Here is a 15,964-nt window from a genome sequence, read left to right on the forward strand (position 1 = left end):
CCCCTCAAAGCTTTGCCAGTCCATAGGGCTACCCATGTTTCCCCCTTTATGCCTTCTCCTTAACTTTAACGTGTTTTTGCCTAAACCAGCCCTAGGGCGTGTGGCCCACTTCTTCCAGGTGGTCCTTCAGCAAGGGCGGTTGTTTCCGAGCCTTGCTGGGGGAAACGGGGCTCGGGGTTACTTGTGTGGGCGTGGCTTGGCCTCTTCAGAACCTAGGGGGGCGCTTTTCGAAAAAGGCCCGGATGCCCTCCTTAAGGTCCCCGGTTTCCCGGACCCAAGCGTTGGCCAAGGCCGCCAGGCGGAAGCCATCCTCGAGGCCCATCCCCGGCAAGGCCAGGAGAAGCTCCTTGGTGAGGCGCAAGGAGGTGGGGGCGTTCTTGGCTAGCTCCTCCGCCAGGGCTAGGGCTTCCTCCAAGGCCTTGCCCGGTGGGGCTACCCGGTTGGCCAGGCCCAACGCCTTGGCCTCCTCTGCCCCCACCAGGCGGCCCGTGAGGAGGAGGTCCTTGGCCACCTTTTCTCCCACGGCCCGCACCAGGATCACGGAAACCAAAGCGGCCACAAAGCCGATCTTCACCTCGGTGTAGCCCAGCTTGGCCTCCTGGTCCATGACCAAAAGGTCGCAGGCGGTGGCCAAACCTGCCCCGCCCGCCACCGCCGGCCCGTTCACCGCGGCCACCGTGGGCTTGGGGAAGGTGTAGAGGCGGTGGAAGAGGCGCATGAGGGAAAGGGAGTGGCGGTAGTTCTCCTCGGCTCCAAGCTCCGTCACCTTCTCCAGAAAGGCCAGGTCGGCCCCGGCGCTGAAGGCGCTTCCCCTGCCCGAAAGGACCAGGACCCGGGCCTCGGGATCCTTCTCCGCTTCCTCGAGGGCCTGCAAAAGCCCCTCCACCATCTCGGGGGAAAGGGGGTTTCGCCGCTTTGGATCGTTGAGGAAAACCCGATAGATCCGACCTCTCTCCACCTGAACCATGCCCCCATTGTAGGCGCTGGGGTTTTCCTGCTACACTCCCCTTAGCCCGCAAGCCATGCAGGGAGAGCCCGCGGGCTAGGAGGTGGTGTAGATAAAGGAGTATCTGGTTAACGAACGCATTCGCGCACGGCAGGTGCGGGTGATCGGGGCCGATGGGCAGCAGCTGGGCATCATGGACACCCGGGAGGCCTTGCGCCTGGCCCAGGAGCAGGACCTGGACCTGGTGCTGGTGGGCCCCACCGCCGATCCTCCCGTGGCCCGCATCATGGACTACTCCAAGTGGCGCTACGAGCAGCAGGTGGCGGAGAAGGAGGCCCGCAAGAAGGCCAAGCGCACCGAGGTGAAGTCCATCAAGTTCCGGGTCAAGATCGACGACCACGACTATCAGACCAAGCTGAACCATATCAAGCGCTTTCTGGCCGAAGGCCACAAGGTCAAGGTCACCATCATGTTCCGCGGACGGGAGATGTCCCATCCCGAGCTGGGGGAGAGGCTTCTTGAGCGGGTGGCCGAGGACCTGAAGGGCCTGGCCGTGGTGGAGATGAAGCCCGAGCTTTTGGGCCGGGATATGAACATGCTCCTGGCCCCGGCCAAGGTATCCGCCTAGGCCAGTCCCATGGGGGCTAAAGGGCGTAAGCCTAGACCTTTTTGTTCCCCTTTGGTATAGTGTGAGGGCTTTGGGGAGCCCGCAAGACCCCGTTTGGGGCGCTTCCCAGGGCTTGGAGGAAGGGTATGCCGAAGATGAAGACCCACAAGGGCGCCAAGAAGCGGGTGAAGGTGACCGCTTCGGGCAAGGTGATGGCCATGAAGACGGGAAAGCGGCACCTCAACTGGCACAAGTCCGGGAAGACCATCCGTCAGAAGGGGCGGAAGTTCGCCCTGGCCCAGGCGGAGGCGGAGCGGGTAAAGCTCCTCCTGCCCTACGAGTGAGGAGGTAGAGGATGCCGCGCGCCAAAACCGGTGTCGTTCGCCGCAGGAAGCACAAGAAGATCCTCAAGCTGGCCAAGGGCTACTGGGGCCTCCGCTCCAAGAGCGTCCGCAAGGCCCGGGAGACCCTTTTCGCTGCGGGCAACTACGCTTATGCCCACCGCAAGCGCAAGAAGCGGGATTTCCGCAAGCTCTGGATCGTGCGCATCAACGCTGCATGCCGCCAGCACGGCCTGAACTACTCCAGCTTTATCCACGGCCTGAAGAAGGCGGGGGTGGAGCTGGACCGCAAGGTGCTGGCCGACTTGGCGGTGCGGGAGCCCCAGGCCTTTGCCGAGCTGGTGGAGAAGGCCAAGGCGGCCCGCGCCTAAGGCATTGTTTCCCGTGACCCGCCGTCCGGATCCCGTCCCGATCTGGCGGCGGGCTTCCTTTTGTGAGCATGCCTCCTGAACTCTACGTGATCCTGGTGGCCGCCCTGCCGGTGGTGGAGCTGAGGGGAGCCATTCCCCTGGGGGTGGCCCTGGGGCTTTCCCCAGGAGAGGCTTTTCTGCTTGCCCTCCTGGGCAACCTGCTGGTGGCCCCGGTGGCCCTCTTCCTTTTGCCTTGGGCGGTGGCGCTTCTGACCCGGGTGCCCTTCCTAGCCAAGCTCTGGGCGGCCCTCGAGGCCCGGGTCCGCCTCAAGGGGGAGGAGCAGGTGCAGCGCCTGGGGGCCCTGGGCCTTTTCCTCTTCGTGGCCGTGCCCTTGCCGGGCACCGGGGCCTGGAGCGGGGCGGTGCTGGCGGTGGTCTTGGGTCTAAAAAGGCGCTACGCCCTCCTGGCCATCTCCCTGGGGGTGCTGGCTGCTGGGCTTATCGTTCTCCTCCTTACGGGTGGGGCGGTGGCCGGGCTAAACTACCTGCGATGATGTTCGTCCTCTTGCCCCTTTCCTATGCCCTGGGCGCCTTGCCCTTGGGGTACTGGCTGGCCAGGCGGCGGGGGGTGGACCTGCGCACGGCAAGCCCCTACACCCTGGGTTTGGAAACGGCCTTGAGGCGGCTTGGGCCGGGCCTTACCCTTTTGGCCTTCCTCCTGGACTTCGCCAAGGGGTACTTGCCCCTGGCCCTGGGGAGAGGCTTGGGGCTTGGCGTGGAGGAGCTTTTGGCCCTGGGGGTGGCGGTCTACCTGGGCCACCTTTATCCCCTCTTCTTCCGGGATCCCTGGCCCCTTCGGGCCAAGGGGGCGGGGGTTCTTTTGGGGGTGCTGGCGGGGCTACCCCTGGAGCCAGCCTGGGGCATGGTCCCCGTGGCCTTGGGCCTTGCCCTCTACGCCCTCGCGGGCTATGCCTCCTTGGGGGCCCTGGGGCTTCCCCTGGGCCTCTTTGGCGTCCTCCTTTTCGGTGGGTTTCCCCTTGGAGCCAAGGTCCTTGGGGGCTTGCTTTTTCTCCTGGCTCTTTGGCGCTACAAGGAGAACCTGGGCCGTATCCTGGAAGGCACCGAGCCCAGGCTGGGTAGTCCCCTGCCCCTGCCCTCGGAAAGGCAGGTGGTTTGCGCCTTTCTCATCCATCCCCTCACGGTGGAGGATTTCTGGCAAAGCCCCCGTTTCCGCTGGGCCCGGCCCCTGGTGCGCCTGGGGCTTTTGAAGCAGGCCTGGATAGAACGTTTGGCGGAGCTTTTCCGTCCCATGAAGGTGGGGGAGGTGAGGGGGGTGAGGACGGCGGATGGCCGGGAGGTTTTGTGCCACCTCATCTCCGCTCCCCTGCTACCCCACCAGATCAAGGCCAAGCCGGAGCTGGCGGTAAGGCGGGCCGTCCAAGGGGCCAGGCTCGCCAAGGAGCTTGGGGCCACGGTGGTAGGCTTAGGGGCCTTTTGGAGCGTGGTGGGGGAGAAGGGCAAGAGGGTACAGGAGGCGGTGCCGGATATAGAGGTGACGAACGGGGGGGCCTACACCGCAGGCACCGTCAAAGCAGCCATTCCCGGAATCCTGGCCCATTTTGCCCAAAGCGGCAAGGACCTGAGAAACACCACGGCGGCGGTGGTGGGAGCGAACGGGGTGGTGGCCTTCGGCATCGCCCGGCAGATCGCTCCTTTGGTGGGGCGGCTTATCCTGGTGGGCCGGGACCGGGAGCGCCTGGAGAAGTCGGCGGAAAGCCTTCGGAAAAACCTGGAGCGAAAGGGGAAAGCGCCCGAGATCCAGGTGACCACCGAGGTGGCCGCCATCCGGGAAGCGGATCTGGTCTTCACCGCCACCAGCGATCCGAACCCGGTGATCTACCCTGAACACGTGAAGCCGGGAGCCTGGATCTACGACGAGGGCGTGCCCCCCGACGTGCATCCCTCGGTTAAAGAGATACCCGGGGTCAGGGTCATCCCCGGGGGTGTGGTGCGGCTTCCCGGGAGGGCAAAGGCCACCTTAGACCTTCACTTCGGTGCTCCCGACCAGGTGCCCGCCTGCCTGGCGGAGACCATGATCCTGGCGGCGGAGGAGGCCTTCGATCGCAAGAGCCTGGGGGGCGAGGTGAAGGCGGAGAACATCCAGTTTTTCGTGGAGCGGGCGGAGGCCTTGGGGTTTAAGGTGGTGGAGTGATGTGGCTCCTCCTCTCCCCCACGGCCCTCGAGGCCCCCTTTCTTCGGGGTGAGCCCTTCGCCTTTTTGGGAAGGAGGGGGTTAAGGGGGGAAGGGTTTGTCTACCTGGAAACCGGCGTGGGCAAGGTGAACATGGCCCTTACCCTGGCCGCCTGGGCCAGCCGGAACCCGGTGGAGAGGGCCTTGCTCTTTGGCATCGCCGGGGCCTATGCGGGCTCGGGGCTTCTGCCCGGGGAGGTGGTCCTGGTGGGGGAGGAGGTGGAGGCGGACCTGGGTACCCAGGAGGGCCTTAAGCCCTTGGGCTTTCCCGCCTTGGAGGTGGCGGGGAAGGCCTACTACAACCGGTTTCCTCTGGATTCCAGCCTTACCCGGGCGTTGGCCCGGGTGTTGGACCTCCAGGTGGTGGTGGGGCTCACCCGGGACCGGGTTTCGGAAAACCCGGGGGAGGCGGAGGCTTTGGCCTCGCGCTGGGGGGCCCAGGTGGAGAGCATGGAGGGAGCTGCCTTTGCTCGAGCGTGCCTGGCCCTGGGCATCCCGGGGGTGGAGGTCCGGGCTATTTCCAATCCGGCGGGGGTGCGGGACAAGGGAGCGTGGAGGATTCCCTTGGCGGTGAGGTCCTTGGAGGGAACCCTGGCCCCCATTCTTGGGGGAGCCTTCCCTGCGGGACTCCAAGGATAATCCCGTTGTTGGTTCCCTGGCCGATAGCAAGGTTGGCTTTGAAGAGGAGCTTTTCCAGAGGCTCACCCACCAGGTAGCCCTGGGCGGACGGCGGAACCGGGGGAGAAGACAAACCCCCACCCGAGGGGTCCGGGTGGGGGACTATAGAGGATTTCCCTTAGCCCTTCCGGAAGAAGGCCTCTGCCTTGTCCCAGTTCAGCACGTTCCAGATGGCCTGGAGGTAGTCGGCCCGGCGGTTTTGGTACTTGAGGTAGTAGGCGTGCTCCCACACGTCGATGCCCACGATGGGGGTGAACCCCTCCATGACGGGGTTGTCCTGGTTGGGGGTGGAGATGACGTGGAGCTTGCCGAAGGGATCCTTGACCAGCCAAGCCCAGCCGGAGCCGAAGCGGGCCATGGCCGCCTGGGTGAGCTTCTCCTTCAGGGCGGCGAAGCCCCCAAGCTGCTCGTCGATGGCCTTCTTAAGTTCCCCCACCGGCTCCTTGGCTCCCCCGGGGGTTAGGAGCTCCCAGAAGAGGCTATGGTTCAGGTGCCCACCCCCGTTGTTGCGCACCGCGGTCTGGATGTCCGCGGGCAGGGCGGCCAGGTGGCGCAGGAGCACCTCCACCTCCGCCCCGTGCAGGTAGGGGTACTTCTCCAGGGCGGCGTTCAGGTTGTTCACGTAGGCCCCGTGGTGCTTCTGGTGGTGGATCTCCATGGTCTTGGCGTCGATGTGGGGCTCGAGGGCCTCGTAGGGGTAACCCAGTTCCGGAAGTTTGAACGGATACGGCATACTGCACCTCCCATTTCACTATAAAAGACCCACCCCCAAGGGGAGTGGGTTTGCTCACAATGCCCTAGCCCTCGTGGGGCTTGGCCAGCCTTATGGGCACCACGATGCGGTCAAACTCCTCCTCCGTGAGGTAGCCCAGCTCCAGGGCAGCTTGCTTGAGGGTTTTCTTCTCCTTGATGGCCTTCTTCACGATCTCCGCCGCCTTGTCGTAGCCGATGGCCTTGTTCAAGGCGGTGGCCAGCATGGGGTTTTTCTGGAGGTGTTCCTCTATCCGCTCCAGGTTGGGCTCTATCCCCTTGGCCAGGTGCTCGTTGAAGGATTCCATGGCATCCGCCAGGAGCTTGATGGACTCGAGGGCCGCATCCACCATCACCGGCTTGTACACGTTGAGCTGGAAGTTCCCCTGGCTTCCGGCGAAGGCCACGGTGTGGTCGTTGCCGAAGACCCGGACCACCACCATGGTGAGGGCCTCCACCTGGGTAGGGTTCACCTTGCCGGGCATGATGGAGGACCCGGGTTCGTTGGCGGAGATGAAGATCTCCCCGATGCCCCCATAGGGCCCCGAGGCGAGCCAACGGATGTCGTTGCCGATTTTCATCAGGGCCCCGGCCAGGGTGCGCAAGGATCCCATCACCTGGACCAGCTCGTCGTGAGCGGCCAAGGCGACGAAGCGGTTCTCCGCCACCCGGAAGGGAAGGCCCGTCTCCTCCGCCAGGTACTTGGCCACCAGCTCCCCGAAACGGGGGTGGGCGTTGAGGCCCGTCCCCACCGCCGTGCCCCCGATGGCCAGGTTGTAAAGCCCTTTTTCCGCCTCCTTGACCATGGCCAGGGTGTTCTTAAGCTGAGCCGCCCAGCTTCCCACCTCCTGTCCCAGGGTGATGGGCACGGCGTCCATCAGGTGGGTGCGCCCCACCTTCACGATGCCGTCAAAGGCCTTGGCCTTTTCCTCAAAGGTGGCGATGAGGGCCTCCGCCGCCGGGTAAAGCCTTTGGTGGAGGGCCAAAGCCACGGCCACGTACATGGCGGTGGGGAAGGTGTCGTTGCTGCTCTGGCCCCGGTTCACGTGGTCGTTGGGGTGAACGTACTTGGAGCCCAGGGGCTTCCCCAGAAGCTCCGAGGCCCGGTTGGCGATGACCTCGTTCACGTTCATGTTGGTCTGGGTGCCGCTTCCCGTCTGGAAGACCACCAGGGGGAAGTGGTCGTCCAGCTTCCCGGCGATGACCTCTTCCGCCGCCTGGATGATGGCCCGGGCGATTTCCTGTGGAAGCTCACCCAGCTCCAGGTTGGCTCTGGCCGCCGCTTTCTTCAGCATGCCGTAGGCGCGGATCACCTCCAAGGGCATCCGGAAGCGCCAGGCGCCAATCTTGAAGTGCTCGAGGGAGCGCTGGGTCTGGGCACCCCAGTAGCGGTCCGCCGGTACCTTGACCTCGCCCATGGTGTCCCGTTCGATCCGGTATTCCATACCGCACCTCCAGCCCGATTTTACGCCTCCTCCTCGTAAGGCTCGTGGAGCTTGACGGGTTTCCCCCTAAGCCCCGCACGAAGGTTTAGCCACTCCACCAGCACGGCGAAGCCCATGGCGAAGTACACGTACCCCTTGGGGATGTGCACCCCCGTGCCCTCGGCCACCAGGGTGAAGCCCACCAAAAGGAGGAAGGAAAGGGCCAGCATCTTCACCGTGGGGTGCTGGTTCACGAAGGCGTAGATGCCCTTGGAGGCCAGGAGCATGATGGCCACCGAGAGGAGGATGGCCGCCACCATGACGGGTACGAAGCGGGTGAGGCCCACGGCGGTGATGACGGAGTCTATGGAGAAGACGATATCCAGAAGAAGCACCTGCCCAATCACCGAGGCGAAGGAGGGAGCCACCCTCCTGATGGCGTGGCCCGGCTCCCCTTCCAGCTTCTCGTGGATTTCCTTCACCGATTTGTAGATGAGGAAAAGCCCCCCGGCGATCAGAACCAGGTCCTTGCCCGTGACCTCGTGGCCCAGGAGGGTGAACAGGGGTTTTTTCAAGGCCATGATCCAGGCGATGGAGAGGAGGAAGAGGATCCGGGTAACCGCCGCCAGGGAGATGCCCACCACGCGGGCCCTGTCCTGCTCTTCCCTCGGCAGCTTGGAGGCCAGGATGCTGATGAAGATGACGTTGTCCACGCCGAGGACCACTTCCAGCACGGTTAGGGTGATGAGGGCGATCCACACCTCAGGGCTCGTGAGCCACTCCATGGGAAGGAGTCTACATGACGGCGTAGACTGGGGGGCATGGTGGACGTGCTCATCGTGGGGGCTGGGCCCGTGGGTCTGGCGGCGGCCCTCGAGGCCAAGCGCCAGGGCCTGAGCCACCTGATCCTGGAAAGGGGCACGGTAGCGGAAACCATCTACCGCTTTCCCCGGCAGATGGTCTTCTTCTCCGAGTCCAAAAACATCGAGATCGGGGGCCATCCCCTGGTGTCCCAGGGGCCCAAACCCACCCGCCTCGAGGCGCTCCTTTACTACCAGAAGGTGGCGGAACGCGAGGGGCTTCGGGTCCTCACCTATACGGAGGCGGTGGGTGTGGAAGGGGAGGAGGGAGCCTTTAAGGTCTTGGCCCGGGACCGGTTTGGGGAGAAGGCCTTCCCTGCCCGGTACGTGGTGGTGGCCACGGGCTACTTCGGGAACCCTAACCGCCTAGGGGTGCCGGGGGAGGACCTGCCCCACGTGCTGTACCGCTACGAGGAGGCGGCCCCCTTCTTCGGCCGCAAGGTGGCGGTGGTGGGGGGAAGCAACTCGGCGGTGGAGGTGGCCTTGGACCTGTACCGGGGCGGGGCCCAGGTGGCCTTGGTCCACCGGGGCAAGTGGGTGCGCCCCAGCGTGAAGTACTGGCTTCTTCCCGACTTTGAGAACCGGGTGAAGGAGGGAAGCATTCTGGCGGTGATGGAGGCCAGGGTAAAGGCCATTACCCCGGAGGGCCTCGTCCTGGAAAGACCCCAAGGGGAGGAGTTCTTGGAGGCCGACTTCGTCCTGGTCCAGATCGGCTACCGGGCGGAAGACCATCTCCTTAGGGGGGCCAAGGTGCGCTACGAGGGGGAGAAACCCTGGCTTTCCCCGGAATGGGAAACCTCGCGCAAGGGGCTTTTCGCCATCGGCTCCAGTGCCTTTGGGCCGGACACCCGCACGGTGTTTATCGAAAACGGCCGGGAGCACGCACGGGTGGCCATAGCCGCCATCGCCCGCCGCCTGGGCTCTTGACACCCTTCACAAAGGGGGCTAGGATAAAGCCCAAGATGCGCTTCGGCCTCGTCCTATCCCTAGGCCTGGTCCTAATCGTAGGGCCAGCGGGGGGTAGGGTGTAGCGTTTTAGGGCGCATCCAAAACCCCCCGGAGAATCCGGGGGGTTTTGGTTTAGGAGGGGGAGATGAAGGGAGCGGAGGCACTTTTGAAGGCGCTGGAGCGGGAAGGGGTGGAGGTCATCTTCGGCCACCCGGGTGGGGCCATCATGCCCACCTACGACGCCCTGTATGACAGTCCCATCCGCCACATCCTGGTGCGGCACGAGCAAGGGGGAGTCCACGCCGCCACTGCCTACGCCCGGGCTTCCGGCAGGGTGGGGGTGGTGATGGCCACCAGCGGTCCCGGGGCCTTGAACCTGGTGACCGGCCTGGTGGATGCCTACATGGACTCCACCCCGGTGGTGGCCATCACCGGGAACGTCCCCCGGGCCCTCATCGGTACCGACGCCTTCCAGGAGGCGGACGTCACCGGGGTGACCATGCCCATCACCAAGCACAACTACCTGGTGCAGGAGGTAAACGACATCCCCCGGGTGGTGAGGGAGGCCTTCCACATCGCCTCCAGCGGGAGGCCGGGGCCGGTGCTGATCGATCTGCCCAAGGATGTGCAGCTTTCCGAGTTCACCGGCACCTTTGACGTGGAGCTGGACCTTCCCGGGTACAAACCCACCACCAAGGGCCACCCCAAGCAGATCGAACGGGCCCTGGATGCCCTGGAGAAGGCGGAGAGGCCGATCCTGATGGTGGGGGGTGGGGCCCAGCACGCCCACGGGGAGCTTCTGGCCTTTGCCGAGCGGACGGGAATCCCCGTGATCACCACCCTCATGGGCCTGGGGGCCTTCCCCGGGAACCATCCCCTGTGGCTGGGGATGCCGGGAATGCACGGCACCGTGGCCGCCAATCGGGCCATCCACCATGCGGATGTGATCCTGGCCATCGGCCTCCGCTTTGACGACCGGGTCACGGGGAAGGTTTCCCGCTTTGCTCCCCATGCCCACACCATCATCCACGTGGACATCGACCCGGCGGAGATCGGGAAGCTGGTGCGCACCCACATTCCCATCGTGGGGGATGCCCGCTTGGTCCTTAGGGAGATGCTGAAAGGGGCTAAGCCCCTGAAGCTGGCCTCCTGGTGGCGGGAGCTGGAGGAGTGGCGCACCCGTTATCCCTTGCGCTGGAAGCCTAAGCCTTACCTGCAAAGCCAGGAGGTCATCAAGGCCTTCGCCGAGGCCACGGGGGGGCATGCCATCGTCACCACCGGGGTGGGGCAGCACCAGATGTTCGCCGCCCAGTTCTTCGCCGTGACCCGGCCGAGGAGCTTCATCACCTCCGGGGGCTTGGGCACCATGGGGGTGGGTCTTCCCTTCGCCATCGGGGCCAAGGTGGCCCGGCCGGAGGAACTGGTCATCGACTTCGACGGGGATGGCTCCTTCCAGATGACCCTCCAGGAGCTGGCCACCGTGGTCAAGTACAAGCTGGACGTGAAGGTGGTGATCCTCAACAACGGCTACTTGGGCATGGTGCGGCAGTGGCAGGACCTCTTCCACGCCAAGCGCTACTCCGAGGTGTACCTGGCTGACTCCAACCCCGACTTCGCCCGCCTGGCGGAGGCCTACGGCATCAAGGGGGTCAGGGTGGAGCGCAAGGAGGATCTGATGAAAGGGGTGGAGGCCGTGCTTTCCGCCGATGGGCCCGTGGTGGCCGAGTTTAAGGTCTACCACGAGGAAGGGGTCTTCCCCATGATTCCGGCCGGGGGAGCGGCGGAGGACATGATCCTCGAGCACCCGGCGGAACGGGAGGAGGTGGAGGCGTGAGGCACGTGATCTCGGTGTTGGTGCAGGACCACCCCCGGGTCTTGAGCCGCATCACGGGCCTTTTCGCCCGCCGGGGCTTCAACCTGGAGAGCCTGGCGGTGGGGACCACCCATGTGCCGGGGCTTTCCCGCATCAGCCTAGTGGTCTCGGGGGACGACCACACCCTGGAGCAGGTGGAAAAACAGCTAAACCGCCTGATCGAGGTTTTGAAGGTGACCGACCACTCCGAGCCCCATGTGGAGCGGGAGCTTTGCCTGGTGAAGGTCCACGTGGCTGGGGTGGAGGAAAGATTGGCGGTGAAGGACATCCAGGAAGCCTTCCGGGCTCGGGTGGTGGATGTGGCCCAGAAGAGCCTGATCCTGGAGCTCACCGGGGACTCCAAGAAGATAGACTCCTTCATCGAGGCCCTTAGGCCTTATGGGATCCTCGAGGTCATGCGCACCGGAGCGGTGGCCATGAGCCGAGGGGAGCGCACCCTTAAGGTCAGGGAAAAACGGGAGGCGGTATGAAGATCTACTACGAGCACGACGCGGACCTAGGCTTCATCCAAGGCAAGAAGGTGGCGGTGCTGGGCTTTGGCTCCCAGGGGCACGCCCACGCCCTGAACCTCAAGGACTCGGGGGTGGATGTGCGGGTGGGCCTTAGGCCTGGTTCCCGCAGCGCCGCCAAGGCGGAGGCTATGGGCCTCAGGGTCCTTTCCGTGGCCGAGGCGGTACGGGAGGCGGACGTCGTGATGGTCCTCCTTCCCGACGAGACCCAGGGCCGGGTTTACCGGGAGGAGATCGAGCCCAACCTTAAGGAGGGAGCGGCCCTAGCCTTCGCCCACGGCTTCAACATCCACTTCGGCCAGATCAAGCCCAGGAGGGATCTGGACGTCTGGATGGTGGCCCCCAAGGGCCCTGGCCACCTGGTGCGGAGCGAGTACGTGAAGGGAAGTGGGGTGCCGGCTCTGGTGGCCGTGCACCAGGATGCTTCGGGTTCGGCCTTCCCCACCGCCTTGGCCTACGCCAAGGCCATAGGGGCGGCCCGGGCTGGGGTCATCCCCACCACCTTCAAGGACGAGACGGAAACCGACCTCTTCGGGGAGCAGGCGGTGCTGTGCGGGGGGCTTACCCGGCTCATCCAGGCGGGGTTTGAAACCCTGGTGGAGGCGGGCTACCCTCCGGAAATGGCCTACTTTGAAACCGTGCACGAGGTGAAGCTCATTGTGGACCTCATCTACGAGGCGGGCTTCGCCGGGATGCGCTACTCCATCTCCAATACCGCCGAGTACGGGGATTACACCCGGGGCGAGGTTTCGGTGCCGGTGGAGGAAACCAAGAAGCGCATGCGGGAAATCCTCCGGCAGATCCAGTCCGGGGAGTTCGCCCGGGAGTGGATGCTGGAAAACCAGGTGGGCCAGCCGGTCTTAGAGGCGAACCGCAAGCGCTGGAAGGAGCACCCCATCGAGGAGGTGGGGGCGAGGCTTCGGGCCATGATGCCCTTCCTGCGGGCAAGGGTATTGGAGGAGGTAGGCTAGGTGGGTACCAAGGGCCCCCCAATCTGGGGGGCCTAGTGCGTTTTAGGGAGGGAGAAGATGGAAAGGCACATCCGCATCTTTGACACCACGCTTAGGGACGGGGAGCAGAGCCCAGGGGTAGCCCTTTCCCTGGACCAGAAGCTGGAGATCGCCCACGCCTTGGCCCGACTCAACGTGGACATCATCGAGGCGGGCTTCCCCGTATCCGGGCCCTTGGAGTTTGAGGCGGTAAGGCGGATCGCTGAGGAGGTAAGGGGCCCCATCATCGCCGCCTTGGCTCGCACCCACACCCTGGACATCGACCAGGCGGCCAAGGCCCTGGAGAAGGCGGAAAAACCCCGTATCCACGTCTTCACCTCGGCTTCCAAGATCCACCTCGAGTACATGCTGAAGAAAACCGAGGAGGAGGTCTTGGAGATGGCGGACAAGATGGTCCGCTACGCCAGGAGGTATGTGGACGACGTGGAGTTTTCCGCCCAGGACGTGATGCGGGCGGACTGGGACTTCGTGAAGCGCCTCTACGAGGTGGCCATTGAGGCCGGGGCCACCACCATCAACATTCCCGACACCACTGGGTACGGTACGCCCGGGGAGTATGGGGCCCTGATACGGCGCATCCGGGACGAGGTGGTGCGGGGTAGGGATGTGATCATCTCCACCCACACCCACGACGACCTGGGCCTGGCCACCGCCAACGCCCTGGCGGGCATCGAGAACGGGGCGGGGCAGGTGGAGTGCACCATCAACGGCATCGGGGAGCGGGCGGGCAACACCTCCTTGGAGGAGGTGGTCATGGCCCTTTACGTGCGCCGGGACTGGTACAAGGCCAAGACCCAGATCAACACCCGGGAGATCTACCGGGTTTCCCGCCTGGTGGAGCGCTACACCGGCATGCCCGTGCCCCCCAACAAGGCCATCGTGGGGGACAACGCCTTCGCCCACGAGTCGGGGATCCACCAGGATGGGGTCTTAAAGCACCGCTCCACCTACGAGATCATGGACGCCGGGCTCATCGGGAGGCGGCCTGCGGTCTTGGTGCTGGGCAAGCACTCGGGAAGGGCTGCCTTCAAGAAGGCCCTCGAGGACCTGGGCTATAAGGACCTTACGGAAGAGCAGCTTAAGGTGCTCTTCTCCCGCTTCAAGGAGATCGCCGAGAAGAAGGGACCTTTGTCTGCCGAGGAGCTTCAGGCCCTGGTGGAAAGCGAGAGGGAGCCCGCTTCCCAGTTCTTCGCCCTAGAGCACGTGCAGTTCTTCTCAGGCTCGGGACTTCTGCCCACGGCCACGGTGAAGGTGAGGACCCCGGATGGGGAAAGGGTGGCCACGCACACCGGGGATGGGCCCGTGGATGCCGTGTACAAGGCCATTCAGGACGCCATTGGCCTCAGGCCCGAGCTGGAGCTCTACCGGGTGGAGGCCATCACGGGTTCCACCGAGGCCCTGGGCCAGGTGACGGTGAGGCTCCGCCTGGGGGAGCTCCAGGCGGTGGGGGTGGGGGTATCCCCCGACATCATTGAGGCCTCGGCCCTGGCCTTCCTGGACGCCGCCGGCAAGCTGGCGAGCGGCCGTGCCACCCGCCATCCACCCTCCATCGAGGAGGTCCAGCGGGGAGTCTAGTCCCACCCCACCCTGGTCACCCCAGGGTGGGGGTTCCAGGAAGGGGGGCTCGGTTTAGCGAGGAAGGGCATAAGGCTGCCCAAGGGGATGAAGAGATGGTGGAGATCTTAGACACCACCCTCAGGGACGGGACACAGGGGGAAGGCATCAGCCTTTCCGTGGACGATAAGGTGGCCATCGCCAAACGCCTGGCGGCCTTCGGCGTACACCTCATCGAGGGAGGTTGGCCGGGGTCCAATCCCAAGGACGCCGAGTTTTTCCAGCGCATGAAGGGGGTGGACCTGGGGGAGGCCAAGCTTTCCGCCTTCGGGGCCACCCGTAGGAAGGGGCTTTTGCCGGAGGAGGACCCTTCGGTTCTGGCCCTGTTGGAGGCGGAAACCCCGGTGGTGGTCCTCTTCGGCAAGAGCTGGACCCTGCATGTCCTCGAGGCTCTGGAAACCACTTTGGAGGAAAACCTCCGCATGATCCAGGACACCGTGGCCTTCTTCGTCCGGCGGGGGAAGCGGGTGGTCTACGACGCCGAGCACTTCTTTGACGGGTACAAGGAGGACCCCGGCTACGCCCTGGCCACCCTGGAGGCGGCCGCCCAAGGCGGTGCGGACACCCTGGTCCTTTGCGACACCAACGGGGGCACCCTGCCCGAGGAGGTCTACGCCATCACCAAGGCGGTGGTGGAGCGCTTTCCCCACCTGCGGATCGGCATCCACCCCCACAACGACGCCGAGCTGGCGGTGGCCAACGCCCTGGCGGCGGTGCGGGCCGGGGCCACCCACGCCCAAGGCACCATCAACGGCTACGGGGAGCGCTGCGGCAACCTGAACCTGACCAGCTTCCTTCCCACCTTGGTCTTCAAGTACGGCATCCCCGCCATTCCACCGGAAAGGTTAAAGGGGCTTAAGGAGCTTTCCCACTTCGTGGACGAGAGGGCCAACCAGACCCCCAACCGCCGGGCTCCCTACGTGGGGGAGTCAGCCTTCGCGCACAAGGCGGGGGTCCACGTCTCCGCCGTCTTGAAGAACCCCCGCACCTACGAGCACATTCCTCCGGAGTGGGTGGGGAATAGCCGCCGCTTCCTGGTGTCCGATGTGGCGGGCCGTTCCAACCTCCTGGCCAAGCTGCAGGAGCTGGGGGTGGATCTTTCCAAGGAGGAGGCCAAGCGCTTGTTGGACGAGGTCAAGGCCCTGGAGTACGAGGGCTACGCCTTCGAGGGGGCGGAGGCCAGCTTCTACCTCCTGGCCCACCGCCTGAAGGGGGGGAGCCTGCCCTTCAGCGTGGAGGGGTTTTCCGTCTTCGTCCACGGAAGCGGCCTGGATACCGCCTGGGCCGAGGCCACGGTGCGGGTTCGGGTGGGGGAGAGCCTGCAGCACACCGCAGCGGAAAGCCCCTCGGGGCCGGTTTCCGCCCTGGACAGGGCCTTCCGCAAGGCCGTGCTCCAGTTTTACCCCGAGCTTTCCGATGTGGAGCTCACCGACTACAAGGTGCGCATCCTCTCCGGCCAGGAGTCGGGGACCAACTCCGGGGTGCGGGTGATGATCGAGATGAAGCGGGGGGAGGAGCGCTTCGCCACCGTGGGGGCCAGCGAGAACATCCTCGAGGCCTCCTTGAAGGCCCTTACCGACGGCTACGCCTACGCCCTCCTTTACCCGAGCCTCAAGGAGATGGTGCCCAGGGCAGGCTGATCTCGGGGAAGGCCAAGGGGCTTACGGGCTCGGAGGGGGAGAGGAGGCGGATGGACCGGTAGCGTCCCTCACGGGGCTCCCGGTAGACCTCGAGGAGGTTCTCCTTTAGGTTCACAAGCCATACCTCGGGGATTCCTGCTTCGGCGTAAAGGGGAAGCTTAACC

At 64.9% G+C, this 15,964-nt stretch carries 17 protein-coding genes; 12 read left to right on the forward strand and 5 right to left on the reverse strand.

Translation table 11 applies throughout. The features are described from left to right. Positions 1 to 205: 205 nt before the first annotated feature. Positions 206 to 967, reverse strand: coding sequence for an enoyl-CoA hydratase/isomerase family protein (locus TNMX_RS03430; protein ID WP_038029550.1), 762 nt, complete (start codon positions 965 to 967; stop codon positions 206 to 208). 91 nt (positions 968 to 1,058) lie between these two features. On the opposite strand from TNMX_RS03430, the gene infC reads away from it, so the two are divergent. From infC to mqnB, 6 genes are all read left to right on the forward strand, one after another. After that, positions 1,059 to 1,574, forward strand: a complete 516-nt coding sequence (gene infC, locus TNMX_RS03435; protein ID WP_081454909.1) for a translation initiation factor IF-3 — start codon at positions 1,059 to 1,061, stop codon at positions 1,572 to 1,574. A gap of 125 nt (positions 1,575 to 1,699) precedes the next feature. Next, positions 1,700 to 1,897 carry a 50S ribosomal protein L35 gene (gene rpmI / locus TNMX_RS03440; RefSeq protein ID WP_028493146.1) on the forward strand — a complete coding sequence of 66 codons (198 nt, stop codon included), beginning with the start codon at positions 1,700 to 1,702 and terminating at the stop codon, positions 1,895 to 1,897. An 11-nt stretch (positions 1,898 to 1,908) separates the two neighbouring features. Then, the gene (rplT, locus tag TNMX_RS03445) at positions 1,909 to 2,265 is read left to right on the forward strand and encodes a 50S ribosomal protein L20 (protein ID WP_015716736.1); all 357 of its coding nucleotides are present in this window, start codon (positions 1,909 to 1,911) and stop codon (positions 2,263 to 2,265) included. A 68-nt stretch (positions 2,266 to 2,333) separates the two neighbouring features. Beyond that, entirely contained in the window at positions 2,334 to 2,798 is a 465-nt protein-coding gene (locus tag TNMX_RS03450; protein WP_038029553.1) for a small multi-drug export protein, read from the forward strand. Then, entirely contained in the window at positions 2,795 to 4,456 is a 1,662-nt protein-coding gene (locus TNMX_RS03455) for a glycerol-3-phosphate acyltransferase (RefSeq protein ID WP_038029556.1), read from the forward strand. The genes TNMX_RS03450 and TNMX_RS03455 overlap by 4 nt, the downstream gene beginning before the upstream one ends. Then, complete coding sequence (gene mqnB, locus TNMX_RS03460) at positions 4,456 to 5,133, forward strand: futalosine hydrolase (protein ID WP_038029558.1); 678 nt, start codon at positions 4,456 to 4,458, stop codon at positions 5,131 to 5,133. Before TNMX_RS03455 ends, mqnB begins: the two co-directional genes overlap by 1 nt. 157 nt (positions 5,134 to 5,290) lie before the next feature. Here the strand turns inward: mqnB and TNMX_RS03465 are convergent, their stop codons facing one another. The 3 genes from TNMX_RS03465 to TNMX_RS03475 all read right to left on the reverse strand — a co-directional run bounded on the left by TNMX_RS03465 (position 5,291) and on the right by TNMX_RS03475 (position 8,131). After that, positions 5,291 to 5,905, reverse strand: coding sequence for a superoxide dismutase (locus tag TNMX_RS03465; protein WP_019550048.1), 615 nt, complete (start codon positions 5,903 to 5,905; stop codon positions 5,291 to 5,293). A gap of 64 nt (positions 5,906 to 5,969) precedes the next feature. Beyond that, positions 5,970 to 7,367 carry a class II fumarate hydratase gene (fumC, locus tag TNMX_RS03470; protein WP_038029561.1) on the reverse strand — a complete coding sequence of 466 codons (1,398 nt, stop codon included), beginning with the start codon at positions 7,365 to 7,367 and terminating at the stop codon, positions 5,970 to 5,972. 20 nt (positions 7,368 to 7,387) lie between these two features. Beyond that, complete coding sequence (locus TNMX_RS03475) at positions 7,388 to 8,131, reverse strand: TerC family protein (protein ID WP_038029563.1); 744 nt, start codon at positions 8,129 to 8,131, stop codon at positions 7,388 to 7,390. Between the two features lie 36 nt (positions 8,132 to 8,167). On the opposite strand from TNMX_RS03475, the gene TNMX_RS03480 reads away from it, so the two are divergent. The 6 genes from TNMX_RS03480 (at position 8,168) to cimA (ending at position 15,800) form a co-directional block, all read left to right on the forward strand. Further along, positions 8,168 to 9,133 (forward strand): YpdA family putative bacillithiol disulfide reductase, encoded by a 966-nt coding sequence (locus TNMX_RS03480; RefSeq protein WP_038029564.1) that lies wholly within the window; start codon positions 8,168 to 8,170, stop codon positions 9,131 to 9,133. A gap of 166 nt (positions 9,134 to 9,299) precedes the next feature. Beyond that, positions 9,300 to 10,988 (forward strand): biosynthetic-type acetolactate synthase large subunit, encoded by a 1,689-nt coding sequence (ilvB, locus tag TNMX_RS03485; protein WP_038029566.1) that lies wholly within the window; start codon positions 9,300 to 9,302, stop codon positions 10,986 to 10,988. After that, the gene (gene ilvN / locus TNMX_RS03490) at positions 10,985 to 11,497 is read left to right on the forward strand and encodes an acetolactate synthase small subunit (protein WP_019550053.1); all 513 of its coding nucleotides are present in this window, start codon (positions 10,985 to 10,987) and stop codon (positions 11,495 to 11,497) included. The genes ilvB and ilvN overlap by 4 nt, the downstream gene beginning before the upstream one ends. Next, positions 11,494 to 12,507 carry a ketol-acid reductoisomerase gene (ilvC, locus tag TNMX_RS03495; protein ID WP_038029568.1) on the forward strand — a complete coding sequence of 338 codons (1,014 nt, stop codon included), beginning with the start codon at positions 11,494 to 11,496 and terminating at the stop codon, positions 12,505 to 12,507. The genes ilvN and ilvC overlap by 4 nt, the downstream gene beginning before the upstream one ends. 57 nt (positions 12,508 to 12,564) lie before the next feature. Further along, on the forward strand, positions 12,565 to 14,121 hold the full coding sequence (locus TNMX_RS03500) for a 2-isopropylmalate synthase (RefSeq protein ID WP_038029570.1): 1,557 nt from the start codon (positions 12,565 to 12,567) through the stop codon (positions 14,119 to 14,121). Positions 14,122 to 14,216: 95 nt separating this feature from the next. After that, the gene (gene cimA, locus TNMX_RS03505) at positions 14,217 to 15,800 is read left to right on the forward strand and encodes a citramalate synthase (protein WP_038029572.1); all 1,584 of its coding nucleotides are present in this window, start codon (positions 14,217 to 14,219) and stop codon (positions 15,798 to 15,800) included. Here cimA and TNMX_RS03510 read toward each other — a convergent pair. Then, the coding region (locus TNMX_RS03510) for a Uma2 family endonuclease (protein WP_038029573.1) at positions 15,772 to 15,964 on the reverse strand (193 nt) is incomplete at its 5' end. The two genes, cimA and TNMX_RS03510, sit on opposite strands and share 29 nt — an antisense overlap.

It is taken from the genome of Thermus sp. NMX2.A1, assembly GCF_000511705.1.
GTDB lineage: Bacteria > Deinococcota > Deinococci > Deinococcales > Thermaceae > Thermus > Thermus scotoductus.